This window comes from Simkania sp. (assembly GCF_965215465.1).
In the GTDB taxonomy this organism is placed as follows: domain Bacteria; phylum Chlamydiota; class Chlamydiia; order Chlamydiales; family Simkaniaceae; genus Simkania.
The window spans coordinates 670,748-692,606 of sequence record NZ_OZ244056.1 but is presented as its reverse complement, the minus strand read 5'-3'; the positions used below and the strand labels follow the sequence as shown (position 1 = coordinate 692,606).

26 protein-coding genes are annotated in these 21,859 nt (G+C 43.4%); 14 read left to right on the top strand and 12 right to left on the bottom strand.

All coding sequences use genetic code 11. The annotated features are described in order from the left end of the window. Window positions 1-9: 9 nt before the first annotated feature. On the bottom strand, window positions 10-1,188 hold the full coding sequence (locus ACOOFG_RS03210) for a tetratricopeptide repeat protein (RefSeq protein ID WP_420422204.1): 1,179 nt from the start codon (window positions 1,186-1,188) through the stop codon (window positions 10-12). 251 nt (window positions 1,189-1,439) lie between these two features. Then, window positions 1,440-1,751 carry a hypothetical protein gene (locus ACOOFG_RS03205; RefSeq protein ID WP_420422203.1) on the bottom strand — a complete coding sequence of 104 codons (312 nt, stop codon included), beginning with the start codon at window positions 1,749-1,751 and terminating at the stop codon, window positions 1,440-1,442. Between the two features lie 67 nt (window positions 1,752-1,818). Between ACOOFG_RS03205 and uvrC the strand changes: the two genes are divergently transcribed. Continuing rightward, complete coding sequence (uvrC, locus tag ACOOFG_RS03200) at window positions 1,819-3,639, top strand: excinuclease ABC subunit UvrC (protein ID WP_420422202.1); 1,821 nt, start codon at window positions 1,819-1,821, stop codon at window positions 3,637-3,639. On the opposite strand, the gene ACOOFG_RS03195 is transcribed toward uvrC, so the two are convergent. The 4 genes from ACOOFG_RS03195 to ACOOFG_RS03180 all read right to left on the bottom strand — a co-directional run bounded on the left by ACOOFG_RS03195 (window position 3,634) and on the right by ACOOFG_RS03180 (window position 6,699). After that, on the bottom strand, window positions 3,634-4,242 hold the full coding sequence (locus ACOOFG_RS03195) for a type II CAAX prenyl endopeptidase Rce1 family protein (protein ID WP_420422201.1): 609 nt from the start codon (window positions 4,240-4,242) through the stop codon (window positions 3,634-3,636). The two genes, uvrC and ACOOFG_RS03195, sit on opposite strands and share 6 nt — an antisense overlap. Window positions 4,243-4,314: 72 nt before the next feature. Next, complete coding sequence (locus ACOOFG_RS03190) at window positions 4,315-4,821, bottom strand: hypothetical protein (protein WP_420422200.1); 507 nt, start codon at window positions 4,819-4,821, stop codon at window positions 4,315-4,317. Continuing rightward, window positions 4,818-5,273, bottom strand: coding sequence for an Asp23/Gls24 family envelope stress response protein (locus ACOOFG_RS03185; protein ID WP_420422199.1), 456 nt, complete (start codon window positions 5,271-5,273; stop codon window positions 4,818-4,820). Before ACOOFG_RS03185 ends, ACOOFG_RS03190 begins: the two co-directional genes overlap by 4 nt. A gap of 67 nt (window positions 5,274-5,340) precedes the next feature. Beyond that, window positions 5,341-6,699: a hypothetical protein gene (locus tag ACOOFG_RS03180; protein ID WP_420422198.1), complete on the bottom strand. Its 1,359-nt coding sequence runs from the start codon at window positions 6,697-6,699 to the stop codon at window positions 5,341-5,343. A gap of 157 nt (window positions 6,700-6,856) precedes the next feature. Between ACOOFG_RS03180 and ACOOFG_RS03175 the strand changes: the two genes are divergently transcribed. Then, window positions 6,857-7,321, top strand: a complete 465-nt coding sequence (locus tag ACOOFG_RS03175) for a DUF4339 domain-containing protein (protein WP_420422197.1) — start codon at window positions 6,857-6,859, stop codon at window positions 7,319-7,321. Window positions 7,322-7,327: 6 nt separating this feature from the next. Here the strand turns inward: ACOOFG_RS03175 and rpsN are convergent, their stop codons facing one another. Both rpsN and rpmJ read right to left on the bottom strand, forming a co-directional pair. Beyond that, window positions 7,328-7,633: a 30S ribosomal protein S14 gene (gene rpsN / locus ACOOFG_RS03170; RefSeq protein ID WP_420422196.1), complete on the bottom strand. Its 306-nt coding sequence runs from the start codon at window positions 7,631-7,633 to the stop codon at window positions 7,328-7,330. A 7-nt stretch (window positions 7,634-7,640) separates the two neighbouring features. After that, complete coding sequence (rpmJ, locus tag ACOOFG_RS03165) at window positions 7,641-7,778, bottom strand: 50S ribosomal protein L36 (RefSeq protein WP_420422195.1); 138 nt, start codon at window positions 7,776-7,778, stop codon at window positions 7,641-7,643. Window positions 7,779-8,204: 426 nt separating this feature from the next. Here rpmJ and rpmH point away from each other — a divergent pair, with 426 nt between their 5' ends. From rpmH to ACOOFG_RS03150, 3 genes are read left to right on the top strand one after another with little or no spacing between them, the layout of a single operon-like run. Further along, the gene (gene rpmH, locus ACOOFG_RS03160) at window positions 8,205-8,339 is read left to right on the top strand and encodes a 50S ribosomal protein L34 (RefSeq protein WP_420422194.1); all 135 of its coding nucleotides are present in this window, start codon (window positions 8,205-8,207) and stop codon (window positions 8,337-8,339) included. Then, window positions 8,336-8,716 carry a ribonuclease P protein component gene (rnpA, locus tag ACOOFG_RS03155; RefSeq protein ID WP_420422193.1) on the top strand — a complete coding sequence of 127 codons (381 nt, stop codon included), beginning with the start codon at window positions 8,336-8,338 and terminating at the stop codon, window positions 8,714-8,716. Before rpmH ends, rnpA begins: the two co-directional genes overlap by 4 nt. Further along, window positions 8,670-10,613 carry an ATP-dependent helicase gene (locus ACOOFG_RS03150; protein WP_420422192.1) on the top strand — a complete coding sequence of 648 codons (1,944 nt, stop codon included), beginning with the start codon at window positions 8,670-8,672 and terminating at the stop codon, window positions 10,611-10,613. The genes rnpA and ACOOFG_RS03150 overlap by 47 nt, the downstream gene beginning before the upstream one ends. A 168-nt stretch (window positions 10,614-10,781) precedes the next feature. Here ACOOFG_RS03150 and ACOOFG_RS03145 read toward each other — a convergent pair whose 3' ends face one another. Continuing rightward, complete coding sequence (locus tag ACOOFG_RS03145; RefSeq protein WP_420422191.1) at window positions 10,782-11,531, bottom strand: hypothetical protein; 750 nt, start codon at window positions 11,529-11,531, stop codon at window positions 10,782-10,784. A 57-nt stretch (window positions 11,532-11,588) separates the two neighbouring features. On the opposite strand from ACOOFG_RS03145, the gene ACOOFG_RS03140 reads away from it, so the two are divergent. Further along, entirely contained in the window at window positions 11,589-12,056 is a 468-nt protein-coding gene (locus ACOOFG_RS03140) for a hypothetical protein (protein ID WP_420422190.1), read from the top strand. On the opposite strand, the gene ACOOFG_RS03135 is transcribed toward ACOOFG_RS03140, so the two are convergent. Together ACOOFG_RS03135 and ACOOFG_RS03130 are read right to left on the bottom strand one after the other, a co-directional pair. Then, window positions 12,049-12,429, bottom strand: a complete 381-nt coding sequence (locus tag ACOOFG_RS03135) for a YchJ family protein (protein WP_420422189.1) — start codon at window positions 12,427-12,429, stop codon at window positions 12,049-12,051. The genes ACOOFG_RS03140 and ACOOFG_RS03135 overlap by 8 nt on opposite strands. Beyond that, window positions 12,429-13,616, bottom strand: a complete 1,188-nt coding sequence (locus ACOOFG_RS03130) for an amino acid permease (RefSeq protein ID WP_420422188.1) — start codon at window positions 13,614-13,616, stop codon at window positions 12,429-12,431. Before ACOOFG_RS03130 ends, ACOOFG_RS03135 begins: the two co-directional genes overlap by 1 nt. A 113-nt stretch (window positions 13,617-13,729) precedes the next feature. Between ACOOFG_RS03130 and pcnB the strand changes: the two genes are divergently transcribed. The 3 genes from pcnB to lpxB are packed head-to-tail and all read left to right on the top strand — an operon-like array spanning window position 13,730 to window position 16,880. Then, window positions 13,730-14,974, top strand: coding sequence for a polynucleotide adenylyltransferase PcnB (pcnB, locus tag ACOOFG_RS03125; RefSeq protein ID WP_420422187.1), 1,245 nt, complete (start codon window positions 13,730-13,732; stop codon window positions 14,972-14,974). Beyond that, the gene (locus ACOOFG_RS03120) at window positions 14,971-15,726 is read left to right on the top strand and encodes an alpha/beta hydrolase (RefSeq protein WP_420422186.1); all 756 of its coding nucleotides are present in this window, start codon (window positions 14,971-14,973) and stop codon (window positions 15,724-15,726) included. The genes pcnB and ACOOFG_RS03120 overlap by 4 nt, the downstream gene beginning before the upstream one ends. Continuing rightward, on the top strand, window positions 15,723-16,880 hold the full coding sequence (lpxB, locus tag ACOOFG_RS03115) for a lipid-A-disaccharide synthase (protein WP_420422185.1): 1,158 nt from the start codon (window positions 15,723-15,725) through the stop codon (window positions 16,878-16,880). The genes ACOOFG_RS03120 and lpxB overlap by 4 nt, the downstream gene beginning before the upstream one ends. On the opposite strand, the gene ACOOFG_RS03110 is transcribed toward lpxB, so the two are convergent. Next, window positions 16,868-17,377, bottom strand: a complete 510-nt coding sequence (locus ACOOFG_RS03110) for a hypothetical protein (protein ID WP_420422184.1) — start codon at window positions 17,375-17,377, stop codon at window positions 16,868-16,870. The genes lpxB and ACOOFG_RS03110 overlap by 13 nt on opposite strands. Before the next feature lie 178 nt (window positions 17,378-17,555). Here ACOOFG_RS03110 and ACOOFG_RS03105 point away from each other — a divergent pair, with 178 nt between their 5' ends. The 5 genes from ACOOFG_RS03105 (at window position 17,556) to ACOOFG_RS03085 (ending at window position 21,856) form a co-directional block, all read left to right on the top strand. After that, window positions 17,556-18,008 carry a YceD family protein gene (locus ACOOFG_RS03105; protein ID WP_420422183.1) on the top strand — a complete coding sequence of 151 codons (453 nt, stop codon included), beginning with the start codon at window positions 17,556-17,558 and terminating at the stop codon, window positions 18,006-18,008. Between the two features lie 21 nt (window positions 18,009-18,029). Then, window positions 18,030-18,212 carry a 50S ribosomal protein L32 gene (rpmF, locus tag ACOOFG_RS03100; protein WP_420422182.1) on the top strand — a complete coding sequence of 61 codons (183 nt, stop codon included), beginning with the start codon at window positions 18,030-18,032 and terminating at the stop codon, window positions 18,210-18,212. Then, a complete protein-coding gene (plsX, locus tag ACOOFG_RS03095) occupies window positions 18,166-19,230 on the top strand; it encodes a phosphate acyltransferase PlsX (protein ID WP_420422181.1) in 1,065 nt (354 codons plus the stop codon). The genes rpmF and plsX overlap by 47 nt, the downstream gene beginning before the upstream one ends. Before the next feature lie 75 nt (window positions 19,231-19,305). Next, complete coding sequence (locus ACOOFG_RS03090) at window positions 19,306-20,850, top strand: Rne/Rng family ribonuclease (RefSeq protein ID WP_420422180.1); 1,545 nt, start codon at window positions 19,306-19,308, stop codon at window positions 20,848-20,850. Continuing rightward, window positions 20,828-21,856, top strand: a complete 1,029-nt coding sequence (locus ACOOFG_RS03085) for a 1-acyl-sn-glycerol-3-phosphate acyltransferase (protein ID WP_420422179.1) — start codon at window positions 20,828-20,830, stop codon at window positions 21,854-21,856. The genes ACOOFG_RS03090 and ACOOFG_RS03085 overlap by 23 nt, the downstream gene beginning before the upstream one ends. Window positions 21,857-21,859 lie beyond the last annotated feature (3 nt).

Genomic DNA, 21,859 nt, shown 5'->3' with positions numbered 1-21,859 from the left:
CCCATGAGACTAAGTTGTAAAGTCATCCAAGGCAGTCCGAAAAGCACCCATGACATTGTCAGATAAAGCAAATTTCTTAACTTCTTGAATCGCTTCTTGAGCCTTACCCTGCTTCAATAATGGCTCTGTTTTACTGCAACACGTTGTAGATATTGTTTGTAGAATCAGTTGCATCTCTGAGCCAGCCATGAATTGTGCTATTTTAAAAGCTTCAGAAGCTGAGCTCAAAGAAACTCTTTCAGTGACAAGTTGATGTGTGATGATTGTCCGCACAAAAGAGGTCATGACACTCATAACTAGATCACTCATCTCAGGACGATAACAAGCCTGCATAAGCTTAGCAGTTAACTTTTCTCGGAGGTTTTGATCATGAATGATCTCTTGGGACACTGTAAATGCTGTCTCATACTCCTTCATCTCTAAATAGGCCTCTGTTAGCTTCGCTAAAAACCTCTCTTTTCTTCCGCAATCATGAATGATCTCTTTAATGACTTTTAATGCTGTCTCATACTCCTTCGCTTCTAAATGAGCCTCTGCTAACTTAGCTAAAAACGTCTCTTTTCTGTTATGGTCATGAACGATTTTTTTGATCACTTTAAAAGCTGTCTTATACTCTTTCGCTTCTAAATGAGCTTCTGCCAGCTTGGTCAAGAACACCTCTTTTTCCGAGGAAGAGAGGAGTATTTTTTGCACTTCCGTCAATGCTTGTTGATGTTTTCCCTCTCTCAAATATTCTTCAGCTTGCAAGAGATTAGGATTAGTTTGCACTGGTTTTTCTGGTTTTGGCCATGAAACATGCCCAATTGATGAATGTCCTCCAGAACCTGTTGAGTCAGACGTAGTAGATTTGGTGGAACAACGATAACACTGTACATGGAATAGAGCATCTTGATAAAGATACTCTCCTATCTTCTCAAAAAATAGAGCTGTGATAGTTCCAAAAAATAGTTGGAAATCACGAATGAGGCAAAAAGCATAGCTTTGAAGATAAAGAGAATTCCCGCGAGTCAGCTCAGGAATGCCTTTAATCAAAGCAAGGCCTACATGGTTAGGATACAAAATTGCAAAATTAATAAGCCGATTTGGAAGAAGAGCTACTCTAGCTGAGAACGAATGCTGAGCAGAATAGCTATTTGAAAACTTTTCAAAACTGACGTCTCCATAGAAGAACTGTGGATGATTCTTCACATAGGAACAAATTGCCTTATCATTTTTGAAGTCACTGCCTTGTCTTACTAAAGACAAGTATAAATTACTTTTAAACTCAACGGCCATGATCTCACCTTGGTATTCATAGCAGTCAACTTCTAACCATTTAAATTAGTCATAAGTTTTGGGCGGTCTCCATACTCTTTTCGCCCTAACGAATTTTTCTTTTACACGAAAAAGTGTCAAAAAGTGCAAGAAATCATCCCACACTCTCAGATAAACGTCAAATTCTATTCAGACTTTCCTGTCGGCTTAAAAGCAGGAGCATTCGGATTCAAACGGATTTTTCGAACTCTCTCAACTTTTTCCTGGTGCTTTTGCTCTAGTTGCTTGACCTCATTTGGATACAGTGGCCGAGGAATCACAATTTCTTGTTGATCAGCTAGTGGATTTCTCATTAAACGAAATCGATATTCTTGAGTTAGATTTCTTAAAAGAGTGCCTACTTGAACAACTCCTTGGTTTCGGCGAGCTAGCTCTAGCCAAGCATCTGCTGGAATAGCCCGAGCTGTTGCTCCAAATCCTGGAACTTCTAATGACATACGTACCCCTCATCTGTTAAAGTGATAGGAATATTTTACCTCATCTTCGAAATAAGGACAAATTCTTATGTCTTTCGATATAAGTAAATTAGAAAATATTTCTCAAGAACCAGGCGTCTATTTAATGAAAAATAGACAGGAAAATATTTTATATATTGGGAAAGCTAAAAACCTTAAAAAAAGATTAAAACAGTATTTTCTTCCGGGGCGCGATGGAAGGATGATGGTTCCATTTCTTACGTCTCAGGTCGAAACAATTGAAACAATTATTACCTTTTCCGAAAAAGAAGCTCTTCTACTAGAGAACAACCTGATTAAACGGCACCAACCGAAGTACAATGTCCTCCTCAAAGATGACAAAACGTTTATTAGTTTGACGATCAACCACCGGCATAAATGGCCAATGATCCGGCTCACACGCTATAAAGGCAAGCCGCAAGAAGGGAGGCTCCACTTTGGTCCCTACACAAGCGCCTATGCTGCAAGGCAAACTCTTAACCTCATGCAACGGATCTTTCAGCTGCGACAGTGCTCTGATCGCGAACTCGCCTCTCGCACACGTCCGTGCCTTCTGCACGATATTAAACGGTGTCTAGCCCCTTGCGTTGAAAAGTGCACCAAAGAAGACTATGAAAAGGAAGTCGAGCGGGCCATTGCGTTTCTCAAAGGCAATGACAAAGAAGTTCTTAAGGCTCTTCAAGAAGAAATGAAAAAAGCCTCTGAAGCCTTGGAATTTGAGCGAGCAGGCGCTCTACACAAAACCATTCAGCAAATCGAGCATGTGACAAGCAGCCAGCAATCGATTGTGCGCTCTAAGGGAAAAGACTGCGACGTCTTTGCTCTGCATCACGAGGGAAAGCACCACCTGATTTCTCAGCTCATTTGCCGTGAAGGGCGGCTCATTGGCGCGGAACAATTTCCATTTACCGAGCTCGCCTCCACAGATGAAGAAATTTGGGAAACATTTCTCTTACAACACTACAAAGATCAGGCAAAGCCTCCTCCTGAAATTCTCCTCCCGGTTTCTCTAAAACACCAAACGTTGATTGAAGAAATCCTATCCGAAGAAAGTGGTCGCAAAGTGAAACTCATCTACCCCAAAATGGGAGAAAAAGCGCAGCTTATCCTACTGGCAGAAAAAAATGCCAAAACCCTCTTTCAACAAGAACGAAAAAATCAATCAGCAATTGAAGAAATGCTGCTCGATCTTGAAGAGACCTGCGAACTGACCCAATGCCCCCTCACGATTGAATGCTTTGACACCTCCAATATCGCCGGCACAGATCTCGTTGCTTGCATGGTTGGCTTCACCAATGGTGAACGTGATAAAAAACGGACACGCCTCTTTAAAATTAGAGGAATCGATAAGTCAGACGATTATGGCGCTCTGCGAGAAACGCTAACGCGTCATTTTTCCAAAACCAAAGAAAAAGGAGAATTGCCTGATTTAGCCCTTATTGATGGAGGAAAGGGGCAGCTCAATGTCGCACTAGAAGTTTTAAAAGAATTAGAAATCGCTTCAGTCGATGTGATCTCTCTTGCCAAGGAAGAAGGGCGCCACGATAAAGGACTCAATTTTGAAAAGATCTTCGTCCCGCATAAAAAAGATCCCATTTTTCTCTCACCGCGCTCCTCCACTCTTTTCATCTTGCAAAAGATTCGGGACGAAGCGCACCGCGTTGCCATCACATTCCACCGTAAACGGCGTCAAAAACGCACGCTCCAAAGCTCTTTAGACCAAGTGCCAGGAATCGGCCCCACAAAACGCACACGCCTTTTAAAACATTTTGGCAGTGTTAAAAAAATCAAAGAAGCGACAGATGATGAGCTCTTAGAAGTTCAAGGCATTTCTCAAAAAGACATTCTTGCCTTAAGGAAGCATTTATAAACCCAACTGATTTGCAAGCAAATGATCTAATTGCATCCCAAACATGTTCCAAATCATATGAAGATTTATTGTATTGACTACCGACCCTCCACCTTCGATAATCATTCCATAAATTAGACCTCCCATCAAAGGCCCTACACCCCCTCCTTCATCACATGAGTATTGATCGGTATGCAGTACAGCAAAAAGCGAAGCTGTAATTAGAGTTCGCAAAATTTTAAATGGCGCCGCATCTAAGTTAATGCCATGGTCAGGAAACACCTGATCTAAAACGGTTTTTGGGAGGTGTTTCAACATAACCTGCTGAAGCAAATATCTAAACTCTAACTCCTCCAACACAGGAGAAAATGTTGTGGCAGCTACTTCGTTACGCACGCTAAAAAAATTGGATAGAGATCTCATTGGAGTCGTAGCAACCTGAGCCCAAGAGTTAAAAACGCTCTTTACACTCTTTGAAACCAAATTTTCCAAACAATACCCGCTACTCGTAGCAATCGAAGTAAATTGGCGGTTTAGAATGATGTCGACTGCTGTCAACGCAAAACTTCCACCTAACACGAATCCAACATCTCTCAAATAAGAACTATTTGATTGAATACCCATATAACCACTCCTTCTTTCCAAACTTACAAAGATTATACAGAAAAATATAATTAATTGATATTAATAAAATTATTAATTGTCAGATAATGTAAGATAGAACTCTTTATAGTAACCTAAACGACGTGAAAGACGATCACCCAGGTCATTTTGGAGGCGCTGTAGATGCTCTTCGACCTCACCTTCCCAGTCCTTGGGAGCTGGAACAATGATCTCCAAAACCTCACCTTTTTGGACCACAACATCCACCACACCCTCATCAGACGTATGCTTTTCTTTAAAATAGTCCTGAACGTAATCTTGAACAACTCTCTCGTCAATTTGGGTCATAGCCGGCCCCATCCTGACAGTTAAAAAACGCCGTTTGTTCAAGAAATAAAACCCCAGAAATAAGAGTAACCCAAAACCTAATGTCACTCCCCCAATGAGCTTAAAGAGGCCTGGCCTTTCATAGATGTAATAGGTGAGATGAAACCGAAAAGTTTCAGCATAGGGGAGAGCCAATAAAAGCCCTCCAAGACTTAAAATAAGCAAGATCACGAAGAAATGAACGGCTGAGAAAAGAACGTTTCCCGATCTCATGAAAATTCTTCGACTGAAAATTCCTCTTTTTCAGACGGCTCTTCTTCAACCTTTTCAGGTTCGAGCGATTGCTCCGAAATAAGCGCCTTGAAGATCACATGGACACAAGCCACGTGCAATCCTGTTAAACTACAGACTTCCGCTGCAATCTTTGTTTGGATTTCTTCCGCTTTTTCAGGGATTGAAATGCCATGCGCCACATTGACTTCAACTTTGATACTGACGCTATGATTTTTCTGATCTTGTTCAACATGGATCCCTTTGATCCGCTCATTCCCTTCTCTTCCGAGAAGATTATCGAGAAGGTTTCCTTCTAACAGAGCAACCCCCTCGATTTCAGCCAAGCATTTAATGACGATAGCTTGGAAAACCCGCGACTCAATGTCGCGAACAAAGATGGTGTCAGCAAATTCAATCTCTTTTGTATCAAGATCTGTAAATTGATCGTTCATGATGATTCCTTATCTGATCAAGTGAAATTCAATTCTAAAATTTGCTGACAATTCTGTAAACAGTGTCTTAATATACACGAATGCCACCGATTCCTCCTGGATTAAAAGGAGTCGCTGGAGGTCCGGTATGAATGGGCACTGTGGTTTTTTGTCGCATGCTTTGATCATCTGATGATCCACGCAAGTTATGAATCAAGTTATCGAACATTCCTTTTGAATACCCATAAACGATCAATGCTGCACCTATGACTGTAGCGACAAGCATATTGTAAGCACCAAGCTGAGCTAAACAACATTGAGAATCTGTTGGGCCTGAAGTGTCTTCTGAGCTCCCTGTCCCAGAACTTCTAGAACCATGTAGCGATTTAACAGGTGGCATTGAAGAAGAGGCGTCAGGATCAAAACCAAGAGGAAGCCCTAAATCATGTCTCACTTTATCACGGAGACGTCTGGCATTTTCCATATGAAGTTGATTTTTGCCTAAGTCGCGACCCTCTCCTATAAACTCTATCATTAATGAGCTGACGAGAGGAGCATACTCTTGATCAATCCATTGAGCTCCGTGAATGAAAGCTCGGACAAGCGGAGCGTATTCTTGGTCTTCCCAAGGGTCTTCGTCAAGTAATGCTTTGATAAGAGGTGCATGTAACCTTTTTTCCCAATCTCGATCATTAATAAGTTCTTTCACTTGTGGAGCATAATCTTGATCTTCCCATGGCTTATCGTCAATTAATGCTCGAATTAGAGGAGCATATTCTTCATCCTCCCAGCTAGCTCTTAAAACGGGCCTTGCCACTTCAGAAGTCCTTGTTGATACAGGGTGTAAATCTCCTCTCATGTCGCTTTCCCATGCCCTTATTACCTGATCATAACTCATTCTCACGGTTGGTCTTGGGGAGTATGGTCCATCAAATCGATACTTTCTCGAACGCACTTCTTGTCCAAACGGCTCTTCTGCATCAGGCATATAGAGCGCATAACAAGTTTCAACGCTTCCTTCATATTCAACTTTTTCTGAGGCCTCAACGATTGTTGAGCCGTCATACTCCTCACCTTTCTTTTCAGAAATCTTGCCTATCACTCGCTGCGTTCGACCATCTTCGAGTTTCACAAATGTGACTTCAACAGGCTTTTCTTCTTCTACTGTTTCAGAAATTTCAAGCGTGCTTTCCAACATTTCGCGATAAGGAATCACTTCTGTGAATTCTTGTTGACAAACCGTGCATTTGACAGCTGCATCGCGGTCCTTTTCTCCAAAGATTGTCTTTGCAACGATTTCACAAGTACTTGCTAGCCCATGCGCATGTTGACACTCATTCCACCCATCACTCGTATCTACAAATTTAACCGGACAAGATCCTAAAAAGTCTAAGGTGACAGGATCTTCCCATCCTTTCTGCTCATATACTCTTGGCGTTTCATTCATAATCTAGCTCTATCTTTATGATTTCTTAAAAAAGTTGCTGCCATTAAACGCGTAAAGAATTTTTTTTTCAAGGTTTTCAAGGATTTCGTCAGATTTTTCTTTTATTCCTGACTTTGTTATGCTTACAAGAAAGTTTTTATACCCTTAGGATCGACTCATGTTCTCTTATCTCAGCCTATTTTTTCTTCTTATCATTGGCGGTGTTTGCGCTTACAATGCAAAACTTCGCGGCCGCAATCCCACTGCTTGGTTTGCAATAGGGCTTTTCCTAGGAGCCATTGGTCTTCTAATTCTTTACCTCCTCCCTCCAAAGCGAGAGCCCCTATCATCAGTGGCAGCATCGAGTCCTGCAAAACCCTTGCCTGAAGTGACTCCTCAGTTAGAACCCACCCCCGCTCCACAAGCGCCCGCCACAACACCCCATAAGCTTTGGTACTACCTGGATGAAGACAACGAGCGACATGGTCCTATGAGTTTTGATCGGCTTAAGCGTGCTTGGGTCGAAGATCAAGTCACACGAGAAACTTATATGTGGAATGAAGATATGGAAGATTGGAAAACCGTGAAAGACCTTCCGGATCTTCTAGATCAACTAGGGGAAATGGATTCCCCTAATCAGTAAACATGCTTACCAAGAAGCTTTGACCACACCAGGAATACTTCCATCGTTGGCCATCTCTCGGAAACAGAGACGTGAAATTTGAAATTTTCTGAGATACCCACGGCAACGTCCCGTCATTTTGCATCGGTTACGTCGACGAATAGGAGAAGAGTTTTTAGGAAGACGGTTGAGTTTGATCATTGCGTCTAAACGCTCTTCTTCAGTCACGTTCAGATTGCGAACAATCTTCTTAAGCTCTTGCCTTTTTTCCCACTTGACTTTCGACATGTGGTCACGTTTTTTTTCTTTTTCAATCATCGCTTTTCTAGCCATATCCGTCCTATTTTTTCCTTGCGGGGCCTTTTTGTCTTTGTTTGCGATTTGGGTCGCGCTTATTGATCACGTAAAGCCGTCCTCTACGACGCACAATCTTGTCGCCCTTACCAGGATCTGCTTTAACTGAAGCTTTAACTTTCATTGTGAAGTTCCAATTTGTCACATTTTAATTTAGAGCATCATTCTAGCTTTTATCTCATTTCTTGACAAGTGCTTTGGGTGGTGTAGACCTATGATTGCTGATGCCTTGGCTCTCCCATAGAGGATTTCAATCAGACATCTCAAAAACTTCAAAATTTAAAATTTTACTTCTCCTCACAAAACATATGTTGGCTTTGATGAGATGGTGAGGTGAAAGGCGAAGCCACGGAAGGAGGCTTCAGAGGAGAAATGTTCAAAGCGACCGATGCCGGCAACCCCGCCAGCGGGTTGTCGAAGCAGGGCAACGCTGAAATTTTCCCTATGAAGTCTCAAAACGACGCTTACACCTTTCACTTCACTATCTTTTTAAGCTTGTATATTTGGCTCATTTTCTGTAGAATGGCTTTTTTAATTGGAGTGAATTGTTATGAAACGCACTTATCAACCAAGCAAACGTCGACGCAAGAAGACCCATGGATTTCGTGCTCGCATGAAGACAAAAAATGGAAGACTTGTCATCAAACGTAAACGTCAAAAGGGACGTAAAACGCTCGCAGTGTGAAGCTAAAGTTTTCTCGTTTTCAAAGGCTCCTTTCCCGTCAGGACTTCCGCAATACATATGATGATGGGAAAAGGTATGTTGGGACAAAGATTCTTGCCCATTATCGCATAGGCAAACAAAGCCACTCAAGGCTAGGAATTACAATTAGCCGCAAATGGGGAAAAGCTCACAAAAGAAACCGTTTTAAACGGATCGTCCGGGAAGCTTACCGTCAAATTTACCCAGAGCTTCCTCGCCATCTAGAACTCAATATCCATCCTCGCCATCACTTTGAGGAGCTTTCCTCAAGCGAAGTTGCGAGGGAATTGAAGCGCTTAGTGAAGAAAATCGGTGACGAAACTCAATCCAAATCAACAAAAAGCCGTAGTTACAACTGAAGGTCACGTCTTGATCCTTGCAGGTGCCGGAAGTGGAAAAACGCGGGTACTTGTTCATAGAATTGGGCATCTCATTCGTGAAAAGGGAGTTCCCCCCACAGCCATTCTGGGGATGACATTCATGAACAAAGCAGCCGAAGAGATGCGGGAACGGGTAGCTGGGCTCATCGGTAAGGAAAAAGCAAAGCAAGTCACCCTCTCGACATTTCACAGCTTCTGCATGAAGATTCTCCGCAAAGATATTGAGCGACTCGGTTTCACTTCCCGCTTTAGCTTGTATGATGAGCGAGACATGAAGCGACTTGTGACACTTGTTGCAGAAGATTTGTTTGGTGAACAAGATCTCGATCCGATTGTCCAATCGATCATGACAGCAAAAGGAAAGGGAAAGCGCCCTGAAGGAAAAATGGGCGAAGTGTATGACAAGGTTCACATTGCCATGCGTGCTCACAACGCGGTTGATTTTGATAGTCTCCTAAGTTTAACGGTAGAACTTTTCAAGCAGTTCCCAGACGTCTTAGAAGCTTATCAAGACCATTTTCGCTACATCATGATCGATGAGTATCAAGACACAAACCCCATCCAATATGAACTCGCCTCGATGCTCGCTGAAAAGTACAAGAATTTGTGCGTTGTTGGAGATGACGACCAATCGATTTATGCGTGGCGTGGAGCTGAGATCCAACATATTTTAGAATTTCCTGCAGACTCAACGATTAAATTGGAGCAAAACTACCGCTCGACGTCACACATTCTTCAGGCTGCCAATGCCGTGATTCGCAATAATTTGGTGCGGCACGATAAAACACTTAAGGCTGCAAAGGAATCGGGTGACACGATTGAAATTTTCAACGCTCCGACTGACCAAGACGAGGTCGATGCGGTGATTGATCGCATTCTCTATCTGAAAGAACACAAGAATTTGCGCTGGAAGGATATGGCAGTTCTTTACCGATCAAATCAGTTATCCAGGCTCTTTGAACTCAAATTGATGAATACCTCATGGCGTAAAGAGGGACACTTTGTCCGAGGAATCCCCTATCAAGTTTTTGGAGGGATGGACTTCTTTGAGCGAAGCGAAGTGAAAGATCTTATGAGCTACCTCCGAATCTTTGCCAATGAACGTGATCAGGAAGCATTACTGCGCATTGTCAATTATCCAAGGCGAGGTATTTCAAACCAAACTCTTGATAAACTCACGACCTATAACCGGCAAAATGATATTCCTTTACTTCAGTTGATGCGAGGCATTGCAAAGCTCAATCCTGACCTCTTAAATTTCATGGAAGAGTTGACTCCACAAGGAATCAAGGGTATCCATGCATTTGTCACTCTGTACGAGAAAGCGCAAGAGCGATTTGCGACTTCTTCGCTCAGTGAAGCCTTGCAATGGCTCGTCGAAACGATCGATTACAAGAAGACTATTTTCGACGAAGTGAAAAGCGAAAAAGCTAGGGAGTTCAAATGGGAAAACGTCCAAGAATGCATTCGAGCTTTAAATCATTATGAAAACCAAGAACCTTCTCCCTCACTAGAAGATTTTGTGTCAGGTGCAATGCTTGACAACCGCAAGGATAAGCGAAAAGAAAGGTTAGCTGATGATAAGCTCAACCTAATGACATTTCATAGTGCAAAAGGGCTTGAGTTCCCTGCAGTCTTTTTAATCGGAATTGAAGACAATCTCATCCCTCATGTCAAAAGCCAGACTGAGCAAGGTATTGAGGAAGAAAGACGTCTTTTGTATGTCGCTTTGACGCGAGCAATGCAGTACCTTTCCCTCAGTATGGCGCGCAAACGTGTCCGTCATGGAAAATTAGAAGCGACGAACCCTTCTCGCTTCTTATTTGAAATCCCTAAAGAGATTCTCCGTGTGACATCATGGAAATCTGTTCAATGAGGTTAGACACCACCTCTTTGTCAGCAGCAGGAGCGTAACGATACGACTCTTGAGCATGTTCCAGGGCTTCTTCCGATTTTCCTTTTTCAAAAAAGTGCTCCGATAGGACCAGATGAATCCTCCAAAAGTTTTCCGATTCATGAGAACAAAATTGCTTGAGAACCGTTTCTAAAGGAAAGGCGTTTCTCTGCTCCTGAAAGTCAAAAGAGCAATTTTTTCACGAATTCCCTTTTCATTTTGAGGATCTGATTTGAGCAAGTAGTGACGCAATTGCCTTGCATCTGGATGATTCCGTTTCCCTTCATTGACCAAAGCAACATACCGCTCGAATAAAAGCTCTGGACAGAGACGTGCACTTGCTGCAAAGGCAACGATTTCTTCCAAAAGGGGTGCTAATCCAAGTGTTTGAGCTTCTTCATAACATGTGGTGATCAATTGCTCATTTTGCGTCTCCTGTGCAAGCGCCCATTTTTCAGCAAGATGCTCATAAATAAAGAGTCTTTCTTTGACAAGTGCCACAAAATCCTGCTCAGTTGGATACCCAAAACGGGTGATTTCTTCCCCCGATGGATCAAGTAACACAATCGTGGGAAAGTGCGTGATGTGCAACTGCTCTTTTATACGATAATCTTGCTCAACTAAACGAGCCTCTTTGATGTTCAACTCAGGAAAATCAAGCCAAGCAAAGACGAGATCGTGGCGCAAGACTTTGCCTCGATCTTTGTGAAAAAGCCATTCGCTCAAAAATGCCTCGCTATCGGTCGACCAGTCAGAGCCAGTAAAAACAACGGCTAATGGAATTCCATTTTCACGACAGACTCGCTCTGCTTTTTGGTAATTTTCGGTGATGAACAAGGAAGACTCCTGCCCATAGAGGAGGCTTCCGCATAAAGTTAACAGATAGATCCACTTTTTCATCCTGCTTCTCCCTCTTGAGGTTTATCCGTAGGAGGTCTATCCTATTTTGTATAGGTTATGGATCGTTTTCTTCCCACAATAATTTTGCGTCATCGCAAAGAAAATTTGAAAAAGTGCAGTTTGCGCGGACTTGAATCCCGCGAGGATATGCAATTTTTCACCTACCCCAAGGACCCTCTCCCACCATTGCAGGGGTACTTCTTGCTTGCTCTCGACGCTCCAATTCTCTCGGAAGCAGACCGAGACATGGGCATCTTTTTGATTGATGGCACATGGAAATACGCCGAAGTGATGGGGCGCCAGATCCCTCCCTTGGAGCGCCGAAGCCTGCCTCCAGGGCTCAAAACAAGCTATCCTCGGAAACAAACGGGCTGCAGTAACCCAGAAGAAGGTCTAGCCTCTGTAGAGGCCCTCTACGCCGCCTACTGCCTCACAGGCCGAGATCCTTCAGACCTCCTAGACGGCTACTTCTGGAAAGAACAATTCCTCGAAATCAATTCAGCTTTATTATCATTAATCAGTTAAACTCACCATAAACATAATACCACTTGCCATTTATTTTTTTAAATGTGCTAAGCTCATGCATTGTGTGTATCTCACCATTATCTTTAAATGACGCCATAAACTGGACGGTGCCTGTGTCATCTTCTTCTGTTGAATTTAAGACAGTGAGCTGGATCCAAGTCGTGTGCTCTAGGGTTTTTTCCGAAGCTTTGCGATTGAACCGGGTCAAAGCGTTGTCCCGCATGGTCTGCTCAATATAATCAAGATCTCCTAGCGAATAGGCTGTGTAGCGTGAGCGCATTAACGCTTCCGGTGTGGGAGCATCTTTTTCCCGTTCAAGGTAAGGACCACAGCACCCCTCGAGTGGTTTATTGGATCCACATGGGCAAAACACTAGAGCAACTCCTTCGTCAGTTCGACAATCAGTTCAAACGCAACAAATGCTGCTAAGATTATTAAAATGAAACGCCCTCCTGGCAGCTGCCGATGGAGCACCCCATAATCTTTAAAATACCTGCCTCGCCAAACCATGATAATCGGCAACAGCCCAAGCAGAAGCGCACAACCCACGCCGCCTGCATAGCCAAGCGCAGTTAAAAAGATGCCGGGGTTATATGCTGCAATAATAATCGGTGGAATATAGACAAGCCCGCAAAGCAGGAATTTTTTCCAGCCAATTTTAGCAACTTGCAACCCATCAGAAAGAAAATCTAAGAGCCCAAGCGTCACTCCTAAAAAGGAAGTTGTCAAAGCAAACGCACCAAAAAATTGACCAATAAGGTAGATAGGTGACCCAGGAAAGATGTGACGCAGCGGTTCGACAGCTGTTTGTCCTGTTGCTTCAGCAGCCATGAGGCCATGAGGCCCATCAGTTGGAACGATCCCAATGATTAAAAACTGCCAGACAATGTACGCTAGAAAAGGTAAAGCTGTTCCCACAAGAATGGCAAAACGGATCATTTTGGGGTTTCTTTCAAGATACGTCGTCAAGCTAGGAATGATCCCTTGGTAGCTAAACGAGGTAAAAATCACGGGCAGCGCCATGATCGCAGGGATCACATTCACCCGCTTGAAGTAGTTAAATTCAATCTTGGTAAATCCAAAATAAATAAAGAGAAAGTAAGAAACTCCTAGACCTATCATAAGAATGACGTTGATCCGGTCGACAAACCGAGTTCCCATGTAGACGCAAGAGCCAAAAATGGCTGTGAAAATCAAAAGTCCCAGGACGTGAGGCAAGTTCCCCCCGAAAAGAGCCACAATAAAGCCTCCCCCCCCTGCTACATAAGCAATGGTCAAACAATAAAAGAGGAAGAGATAGAGGACCCAAGCAACGGCTTTTCCGATAGGCCCCAGAAGATGGCTTGCCATCGAAATGATATTGGCATCATTCGGCATCCAAAGGCAAATTTCTAGGAGTAAGAGTCCTGTGCACGCACTAAAAATCCAACAAATAAGGTAAATCACATAGGAAGGAAGAAGCCCTGCATTGGCTGTGACAACAGGTAAAGCTAACATCCCAGCCCCAATTGCGGTTCCTCCCACTAGGAGAGCGCCTCCAAAAGCTTTTAAAAAATTCATAGTCATTTCCGATAATCTATAAGATGAAATACCATACATGATTAAAGGTTTTGGTTGAACCCCAGAGTGTAATCCTGTAATCTAGTCCCTTGAGATAATACTTTCTGAGGAATGTGAAGAAACCGAAAACGTATTCGAAAGAAGAGCATGAGATTGATTTAAATCTCATCGATCCAAAAGCGATTTATATTCTCGAAAAACTGCGTGCTGCAGGTTATGTTGCCTACCTTGTTGGAGGTGGAGTGCGGGACCTTCTACTCAAAAAAAGACCAAAAGATTTCGACATCTCGACTTCGGCCAGGCCAGAAGAAATTAAAAATCTCTTTCCAAGCTCCATTTTGATTGGAAAACGCTTTCGTTTGGCCCACGTCCGATTTGGACGGAAGGTGATTGAAGTTTCAACGTTCCGCGCAGGAGATATTGAAAATGAGCAGCTCATCACCGAAGACAATATTTGGGGCAACCCTGAGCAAGATGTTTTAAGGCGCGATTTCACGATCAACGGCCTCTTTTACGATTGCGCGACTGAAGAAGTTATCGACTATGTCGGAGGCTATGCCGACATTCAGAAAAAGTATCTTAGAGCTATTGGCCAACCTTACCTCCGCTTTAAACAAGATCCCGTACGGATGATACGCTGTTTGAAATTTCAAGCCCGCTATGGATTTGAAGTGGACGAAGAAGCTAGACAAGCTCTTATCGATTGTAAAAAAGAAATCGTCAAAAGTGCTCAAGCTCGGGTTTTAGAAGAACTTCTACGGATGCTTGAATCTGGAAGTGCGAGCTCCTTCTTCAAACTCATGACCGACCATGGTCTTCTTCAACAATTGATCCCCACCCTGGCTGAGTTCTTAGAAATGCCCGAAGGGGGCGAAATTTATGATTATCTACAAGAAGCAGATGGAACCCTGAAGGAACCTCACAGACCACAATTAGAACGTCCTGTACTGCTTGCTTGCCTTCTTTTTCCTCTACTCCAAAAGCATCTGCAAACACATTTTATCGATCGGGAAAAGATTCCACACCTTGGAGACATTTACCTGGAAGCAAGTGATTTGATTGATTCGGTCTTCACCACATTTTTTAAGTTGCCGAGACGTCTGCGAATCAGCACGGTTGGTCTTCTCGTTTCTCAATATCGTATCACTCCATTCACAAAACGGAAAAAGCAAATTCGGATTCCACGAGTGGCGGGGTTTGATTTAGCTCTGCAGTTTCTCAATATCCGTTCGCGCATTGAGCCGGCACTTCAAGAAACCACTCTGAAGTGGAATAGTACATATAATAAGTTTACCGAAACCAACGAACTCCCCACCAAAACAAAAAGACGGCGTCGACGCCCTCGCAAAAAAACATGAAAGTCTCTCAAGTAAAGGTTTCAGATTCTTTGACGTTTTCTTTTGTAGGGCCAAGTCTTGAAGAAGGCCCGCTACCTACAATCTTTTACTTCGCCCTATCCGCCAAAGACTCGCTCGAAACAGACCCCTATAATCAGCCAGCCCTCTTCCTCCAATCTGACAAGTGGCGGATCTTTACAGTCACCCTTCCTGGGCACGAAGAAGGCAGAAAACCTGAAAATGCCATTTCTTATTGGGCTGAGCAAATGAAGCAGGGAAACGAACTGCTCACACCGTTTTTTCAAGAGGTAGCGCAAGGAATTCAATATCTACTCCAGGAAAATCTGATTCAGAAAGATCAGTTTGGATGTATGGGACTTTCTCGCGGGGTTTTTATAGCAGCTCATGTCGCTGCTCTTTGTCCAGAGCTCCGTTTCATTTTAGGTTTTGCGCCGCTTACACGTTTGAGCTATGCCAAAGAATTTCAAAATGGGCCCGATGTTTCCCACTTTGATTTAGAAAAGCTCGCTTTTAAACTCTATGATCGGAAAATTCGCTTTTACATTGGGAATATCGATTCACGCGTGGGTACAAAGTACACCTTCGAGCTTGTTTCCCATCTCGCAGAAGAGGCAAAAAATCACCGGATCCGCTCTTCTCCGATTGAACTCATTATTGGTCCCTCCATTGGCTATCAAGGCCATGGAACCGGACCTCAAGTCTTTCAAGCAGGTACTCTTTGGGTTCGGTCATTGTTGGAGGGTTCATCATGAGTTACGATCTTTTTATTTTTGCAGGAGAAGCTAGCGGTGATCTGCACGGTGAGAAGTTACTGAAAGCATTACAAGAAGCGCGTCCCGACCTCAAAATTAAAGGGGTTGGTGGGCCTAGAATGCGCAAGGCTGGATTAGATTGCTTTCTTCCCATGGAAGAATTTGAGGTGATGGGGTTCATCGACATTCTCGGTTCACTGCCACATTTGCGTAACATGTTCAAAACCATTCGAAAAGAAATTCTAACTTCTAAACCTCAAGCTGTCTTGTTTATTGACTACCCAGGCTTCAACCTTCGCCTGGCTCGTAGCTTGAAGAAGCACAAAACTTCGTCGAAATTGCTTCACTTTGTCTGCCCAAGTGTTTGGGCTTGGGGGAAAAGACGGATTCCCTTGATGGAAAAAAACCTCGACAAATTGATGACGCTCCTCCCTTTTGAACCTGAGCTATTTTCTCGTCATCTTCTCGATGTGGAATACGTAGGGCATCCTCTTATTTCTCGCATTGAATCGCATGAATATAATAGCAACTGGCGTGAGCAATATGGGATTGCAGAAGATCAGAGGCTTTTAAGCCTATTCCCAGGGAGTCGCCAAAAAGAGCTCGAGCGCAATTTCCCCTTGCAGCTGAAAGTCGCAAAGCAATTTCTCAAGAACCGGAAAGATTTTCTTCTGATTATTTCATGCTCTAACGAAAAATTTCTTCCCTTCTTGAAAAAACATGCAGGAGAAAATGTCAAAATCATTCATCCAGATCATCTGTATGAACTCATGAGAGCAACGCACCTCGCAATCGCCACTTCAGGAACTGTCACGTTAGAGCTTGCGCTACACCGCGTTCCAACAGTTGTCACTTATGCCATCACTCCTCTAGATACTTTCCTAGCTACTAAGATTTTCCGCATCAACCTTCCCCACTATGCCTTGCCCAATGTCATCGCTAAGGACGAAGTCTTCCCTGAGCTTTTTGGCCCGCAGCTCACTGAAGAATCACTCACCCAAGCTTTGCATGAGCTTGCAGCCAGCCAGCTGCGACGAGAAGCATCTATCCGTAAGTGTGAATGGTTGAAAGAAAACCTTGGCCCCAAGAATGCTTCCAAAGAAGCCGCTCAGGCGATTTTACAAACTCTAGAACTTTGTGATCAAAGTAGATGATTGAGAAGAAGTGGAGCTCCTTTTTCAGAGCCGAGCTTAACAAGCCCTTTGTCTAAAACCCCAATTTGAAAAATCTCTAGATGCTCTAGAGCATAGTAGCCTCCACCCACACAAGCAATTCCAGATGCCAGGTGCCAGAAAGAGCCTGTTCCAATGCAATGAAGGAGAGCTTGAGCTCCATAAGCAAGGCCATAAAAACTTGCGCCTGTGACTAATGAGGCCGTCGATAAAATTGATCCTAGAACACCTGTCGTCACAACGCTCCATCCCATGTAGCGAACCGCATAGAACCCACCCGCAAAAAGAGCAATTTGCAAAGCTCCTCGGATCATCTTCTGCGCTTCTTCAGTTGCCCGTTGCCCCGCTTCACATTTCAAAAAAGACTCAACGGTTTGACTCGGGCCTCTTTTTTTTGCGAGAGCTTGAATATCTGATGTCGCATAAATGATTTCTCGCACGGGACGAGGAACTAAATCTCGTATCTTAAAATTGTTCATTTTAATCTCCACAAACCGAGGTAATAATACCTAAGGCTCAGAAAAAAAACAATATAAACAAACTGAATTTCAAAATATTTATATATAAATTTAGGGAAAATCTGTGACGACCTTGATCTTTATCGTTTTTTCGGGTAGACTGTGAGTCATTTTTAGAATTCCCTTTATTTGAGGACTAATGGAACCTGAGTTAAAGGTTTACCTTGACAGACTCCAGGGAGGGAAGACAGAGATCATCGATTTGACTCTTTCTTCTACTTTCATGGATGTGGACGAAGCCGACCTGAAATTCAATGATAGAGTCATCATTAAGGGAAAGGCCTATTTGGCGAATGACCACCTCGTGATTCACCTCAAGGTCGAAACAAAGGTCTCGATCCCCTGCTCTGTCTGTAATAAGATGGTGCTTATACCGATCCGGGTTCCTGAGTTTTACCATACTGAAGACCTTGAAGAAGTTAAAGGACGAGTGTATTATTATGCCAACCCATTAAGGGAAGCCATCCTCCTAGAAGTTCCTCCGTTTGGAGAATGCTTAGGCGGGTGTGCTGAAAGGAAAGAATTAGAAAAATATAAGCCCTCAGAAGGAAATACCGACAGTGTTCAATTCCCTTTTGCGGATTTGACATAACTTGAAAGGAGAACAGAAACGATGGCAGTTCCAAGAAATCGCCATTCTAACGCACGAAAAAACACTAAACGGGCGCATCACGCAAAGAAAGAAAAAAATGTCTCAAATTGCTCAAACTGCGGAAAACCAAGGCTCTCCCACAGACTGTGTCCATTCTGTGGCCACTACGGAGGAAGAGCGGTTATCACCGAAGAGCAAGAGTAAAATTCCGTTTGTCGGGATCGACCTCTTGGGGGGTGATAACAATCATCCCGAATTTATTATAGAGACCTTACAAGGTATTTTCAGTAAGGTTAGCGATCCCCTACGCTTGCTCGTTTTTGCAACGCCAGACATTCGCACTCGCATCGAAAGCATGCAAGAGCTGCACTCAAAACTGCTTCCCAAAGAATCTCTCTGTTTTTATGAAGTCGAAGAAGTCATTCACATGGATGATGATCCACTGCTAGCAATCAGAAGAAAGAAGGAAGCCTCAATGAGTGTAGGGATGCGTTTGTTAAAAGAACATAAGATTGATGCCCTAGTTTCCACAGGAAACACAGGCGCACTTATCGCCAGCGCTCGAATGCACCTTCCTCTGCTCGAAGGCATTCAACGTAGCGCACTGATTACCCTCCTCCCCACCAAGAAATCCCCTATTGCTGTTCTCGACGTCGGAGCCAATATTGAATGTACGCCTGAGCATTTGGTGCAGTTTGCCCAAATGGGCCTCGCCTATCAGAAAAGCAGAGGGATCCTTAAGCCACGTATTGGTCTTCTCAACATTGGAACCGAAGAAAAGAAAGGTCGTGGGGATCTTCGCGAAACTTACAAACTTCTTCAAAAGTTTAACTTTCCAAACGAAGCTCCAGTTTTCGTTGGAAACGTTGAAGGAAAGGAAATCTTTTCTGGTAATGTCGATGTTTTAGTCACAGATGGATTTACAGGAAACGTCTTTTTGAAAACATCAGAAGGGATCTCTTCTTTTATCCTAGAAACTTTGCATGAAAACCAGGCAATTTTGCCTTTTTCAAAGCCACTTCTCAGTCGCCTTGAAAAAGAGCTGTACTCAGCTGAATCTCCCGGTGCAATTCTTTGCGGCACTGACGGGATCATCATGAAATGCCATGGCGATGCAAATCCAGAAGCACTGATGAGTGGAGTTCAAGGGGCTCTGAGACTGATCAATGGACGCTTCATCGCGAAAATGAAAGAGCAGCTTGCAAACCTATCCCAAGACTGATAGTTTTTGCTAGAAAAACAACCATTTTTATTATAAACTCATCTCTCAGGCGCTCAAACAGACTATGGTGAATCGATGAAAGAAATTTTGATCAATATCACTTCGAAAGAGAAGAGATGCGCGATCCTAAAATACGGAAAACTTCAAGATCTGATCTTCGAAAGAAAAGCAAGCCAGCAACTATCTGGAAACATCTATCGCGGTCAGGTCATCAATATCCTCCACAACATCCAATCGGCATTCATTGACATCAATGAAGGGGAAAACGGTTTCATCCATATCAGTGATATTGTAGAGAATACACAGAAATTCCAAGAGATGTTCGACATGGAGTTTGATTGGGATTACGACATCAGCTCCATTAAACCTCGTGAAGTAAAAGATGCTGACATCTCAAAGTTCATGGAGATCGGCCACCCCGTTCTCGTCCAGGTCGTAAAGGAACCCATTGGAACAAAAGGGGCACGGCTCACTTCGAATATTACCATTCCAGGCCGCTACCTCGTTCTCCTCCCAAACACGCCTCATCGAGGCGTCTCGCGAAAAGTTGCTGACCGAGGAGAAAGAGACCGCCTAAAGAAAATCATCCGCGCTTTTGAAATGCCTCAACGAATGGGACTCATTTGTCGAACAGCTAGTGTGAATGCTCCAACCGAAGCTCTAATTCAAGAAGCAAATGAACTCCTCGAAGCATGGGAAAAAATCCAGAAAGACTTTCATAACTACTCTGAACCCGCCTGCCTTTACCGTGAGTCTGACCTTATCAAAAAGGCCATTCTCAAGGCAGTTGATAAGAAGTTCAACCGGATTCTCATTGACGACTACAAAACGTTTCAGTACGCGCGAAAAATTTACAACCGTTACAAAAGCGAACACACAATCAAGCTCGAATATTACCGAGATAAGATTCCGATGTTTGACCGCTTCATGGTTGAAAATGAAATCAACCGCTGTTTAAGACGAAAAATTTGGCTCCAAAGTGGCGGCTCCCTCTTTTTCGACAAAACCGAAGCGATGTACACCATTGATGTCAACTCGGGTCGTAGCACGTCTTCGAATGAAAACATCGACGTCGAAGAGACGCTTGTCCGGATCAACATGGAAGCTGCCGAAGAAATTGCACGCCAACTCAGAATTCGTAACATCGGTGGGCTTGTTATCTGTGACTTTATCGATATGCGCTCTAGACGCAATCAAAGACGGGTACTCGAAACACTTAAAGAGGCTATGAAACAAGACTCAGCAAAGTGCACGATTCTTGGAATGAGTGACTTTGGCTTAGTCGAGATGACACGCCAAAGAACGAGAGAATCTCTCATTCACACTCTTTTCACCCATTGTCCTTATTGCAGTGGAAAGGGAATGATTAAAAATCATGAGAGTGTCGCAATCGAAATCGAACGGGCCATCACCCGCTTGATCAAACAACATAAAGAGACGCAGCTAAAGCTTATCATTCACCCTGAGCTCGATAACTTTCTTTCAGGAAATGATAAAAAGCTCTTCGAATCGATTGCGAAAAAAGAGCAAGGACAGCTCGAATTTGAATCCAACGATGAACTCCACCTGAACACTTTTGAATTTTACTCACTTGCCGATGGAACAAAACTCGAACTCTAATCTTACGCTTCAATCTCTAAGGGAAAAAATCAGAACACTCATTTCTAGTGGGCATGTTCCTGAAAAATATGAGAAGATTCTCGAGGGTTTTTTAGAGAGCTATCAATCTGTGATCGCCTCTCACAAAAAAAATCTGTCCGACTGTTTGCCCTCTTTTGAACTTTTTCTCTCTCTCATTGAGCAACAGTTTCAAAAGCCTTATCTCTTTGAACCCTATCACAAATGCATTCGTGCTCCCATTGACTACTACAAATTTGGACTCGATTTCCTCCGTCCTCTTGTTGACCTTCCTCATTCGACAGTCAATGGATTGGGCAACTTGAAACAAATCGCGACCCAGCTTGAAAAAAAAGAAAATGTGATTCTCTTTGCAAACCACCAGATCGAAGCCGACCCCCAAGCCATTAGCGTCCTTTTAGAAAACCATGAACCCAAGTTTGCTGAAAACTTGATCTTTGTGGCAGGAACGCGAGTGACAACAGATCCTCTAGCCATTCCGTTTAGCATGGGACGCAATCTACTCTGCATTCACTCAAAAAAATACATCGACGACCCACCTGAGCAAAAACATGAAAAGCAGCTGCACAATAAGCGCACCATGGAACTGATGTCGGAGCTACTCAGTGAAGGAGGTCATGCTATTTACGTTGCACCAAGTGGTGGGCGAGACCGCACGAATGCAGAAGGCGAAATAGAAATTGCTCCTTTCGACCCTCAAAGTATCGAAATGTTTTACCTCATGACTCAGCGCGCTAAACAAAAAACCCACTTTTACACCTTAGCCCTATCAACTTATCATTTGCTCCCTCCTCCAGAAACAACTGATACAGAAATTGGAGAAACCCGTATCACTCATGGTGGTGCAATTCACCTTGCCTTTGGACCTGAAGTTGACATGGAAAACATTCCCAACTTTACCGAAGAAACAGACAAACATGAAAAAAGGAAAATTCGAGCGGAATTTCTCTGGAGACAAGTAAAAGAAGAGTATGATAAATTTCCGTGAACG

What these genes read in the sequence shown, in the direction of transcription:
- ACOOFG_RS03105 (WP_420422183.1), top strand. Translation starts at nt 17,556, where the DNA reads ATGGAACCTGAGTTAAAGGTTTACCTTGACAGACTCCAGGGAGGGAAG.
- rpsN (WP_420422196.1), bottom strand. Translation starts at nt 7,633, where the DNA reads ATGGCTAGAAAAGCGATGATTGAAAAAGAAAAAAAACGTGACCACATG.
- ACOOFG_RS03145 (WP_420422191.1), bottom strand. Translation starts at nt 11,531, where the DNA reads ATGAAAAAGTGGATCTATCTGTTAACTTTATGCGGAAGCCTCCTCTAT.
- uvrC (WP_420422202.1), top strand. Translation starts at nt 1,819, where the DNA reads ATGTCTTTCGATATAAGTAAATTAGAAAATATTTCTCAAGAACCAGGC.
- rpmH (WP_420422194.1), top strand. Translation starts at nt 8,205, where the DNA reads ATGAAACGCACTTATCAACCAAGCAAACGTCGACGCAAGAAGACCCAT.
- ACOOFG_RS03190 (WP_420422200.1), bottom strand. Translation starts at nt 4,821, where the DNA reads ATGAGATCGGGAAACGTTCTTTTCTCAGCCGTTCATTTCTTCGTGATC.
- rpmF (WP_420422182.1), top strand. Translation starts at nt 18,030, where the DNA reads ATGGCAGTTCCAAGAAATCGCCATTCTAACGCACGAAAAAACACTAAA.
- ACOOFG_RS03120 (WP_420422186.1), top strand. Translation starts at nt 14,971, where the DNA reads ATGAAAGTCTCTCAAGTAAAGGTTTCAGATTCTTTGACGTTTTCTTTT.
- rpmJ (WP_420422195.1), bottom strand. Translation starts at nt 7,778, where the DNA reads ATGAAAGTTAAAGCTTCAGTTAAAGCAGATCCTGGTAAGGGCGACAAG.
- ACOOFG_RS03180 (WP_420422198.1), bottom strand. Translation starts at nt 6,699, where the DNA reads ATGAATGAAACGCCAAGAGTATATGAGCAGAAAGGATGGGAAGATCCT.
- ACOOFG_RS03090 (WP_420422180.1), top strand. Translation starts at nt 19,306, where the DNA reads ATGAAAGAAATTTTGATCAATATCACTTCGAAAGAGAAGAGATGCGCG.
- ACOOFG_RS03175 (WP_420422197.1), top strand. Translation starts at nt 6,857, where the DNA reads ATGTTCTCTTATCTCAGCCTATTTTTTCTTCTTATCATTGGCGGTGTT.
- ACOOFG_RS03130 (WP_420422188.1), bottom strand. Translation starts at nt 13,616, where the DNA reads ATGAATTTTTTAAAAGCTTTTGGAGGCGCTCTCCTAGTGGGAGGAACC.
- ACOOFG_RS03195 (WP_420422201.1), bottom strand. Translation starts at nt 4,242, where the DNA reads ATGGGTATTCAATCAAATAGTTCTTATTTGAGAGATGTTGGATTCGTG.
- ACOOFG_RS03085 (WP_420422179.1), top strand. Translation starts at nt 20,828, where the DNA reads ATGGAACAAAACTCGAACTCTAATCTTACGCTTCAATCTCTAAGGGAA.
- ACOOFG_RS03140 (WP_420422190.1), top strand. Translation starts at nt 11,589, where the DNA reads ATGGATCGTTTTCTTCCCACAATAATTTTGCGTCATCGCAAAGAAAAT.
- ACOOFG_RS03110 (WP_420422184.1), bottom strand. Translation starts at nt 17,377, where the DNA reads ATGAACAATTTTAAGATACGAGATTTAGTTCCTCGTCCCGTGCGAGAA.
- ACOOFG_RS03205 (WP_420422203.1), bottom strand. Translation starts at nt 1,751, where the DNA reads ATGTCATTAGAAGTTCCAGGATTTGGAGCAACAGCTCGGGCTATTCCA.
- lpxB (WP_420422185.1), top strand. Translation starts at nt 15,723, where the DNA reads ATGAGTTACGATCTTTTTATTTTTGCAGGAGAAGCTAGCGGTGATCTG.
- ACOOFG_RS03185 (WP_420422199.1), bottom strand. Translation starts at nt 5,273, where the DNA reads ATGAACGATCAATTTACAGATCTTGATACAAAAGAGATTGAATTTGCT.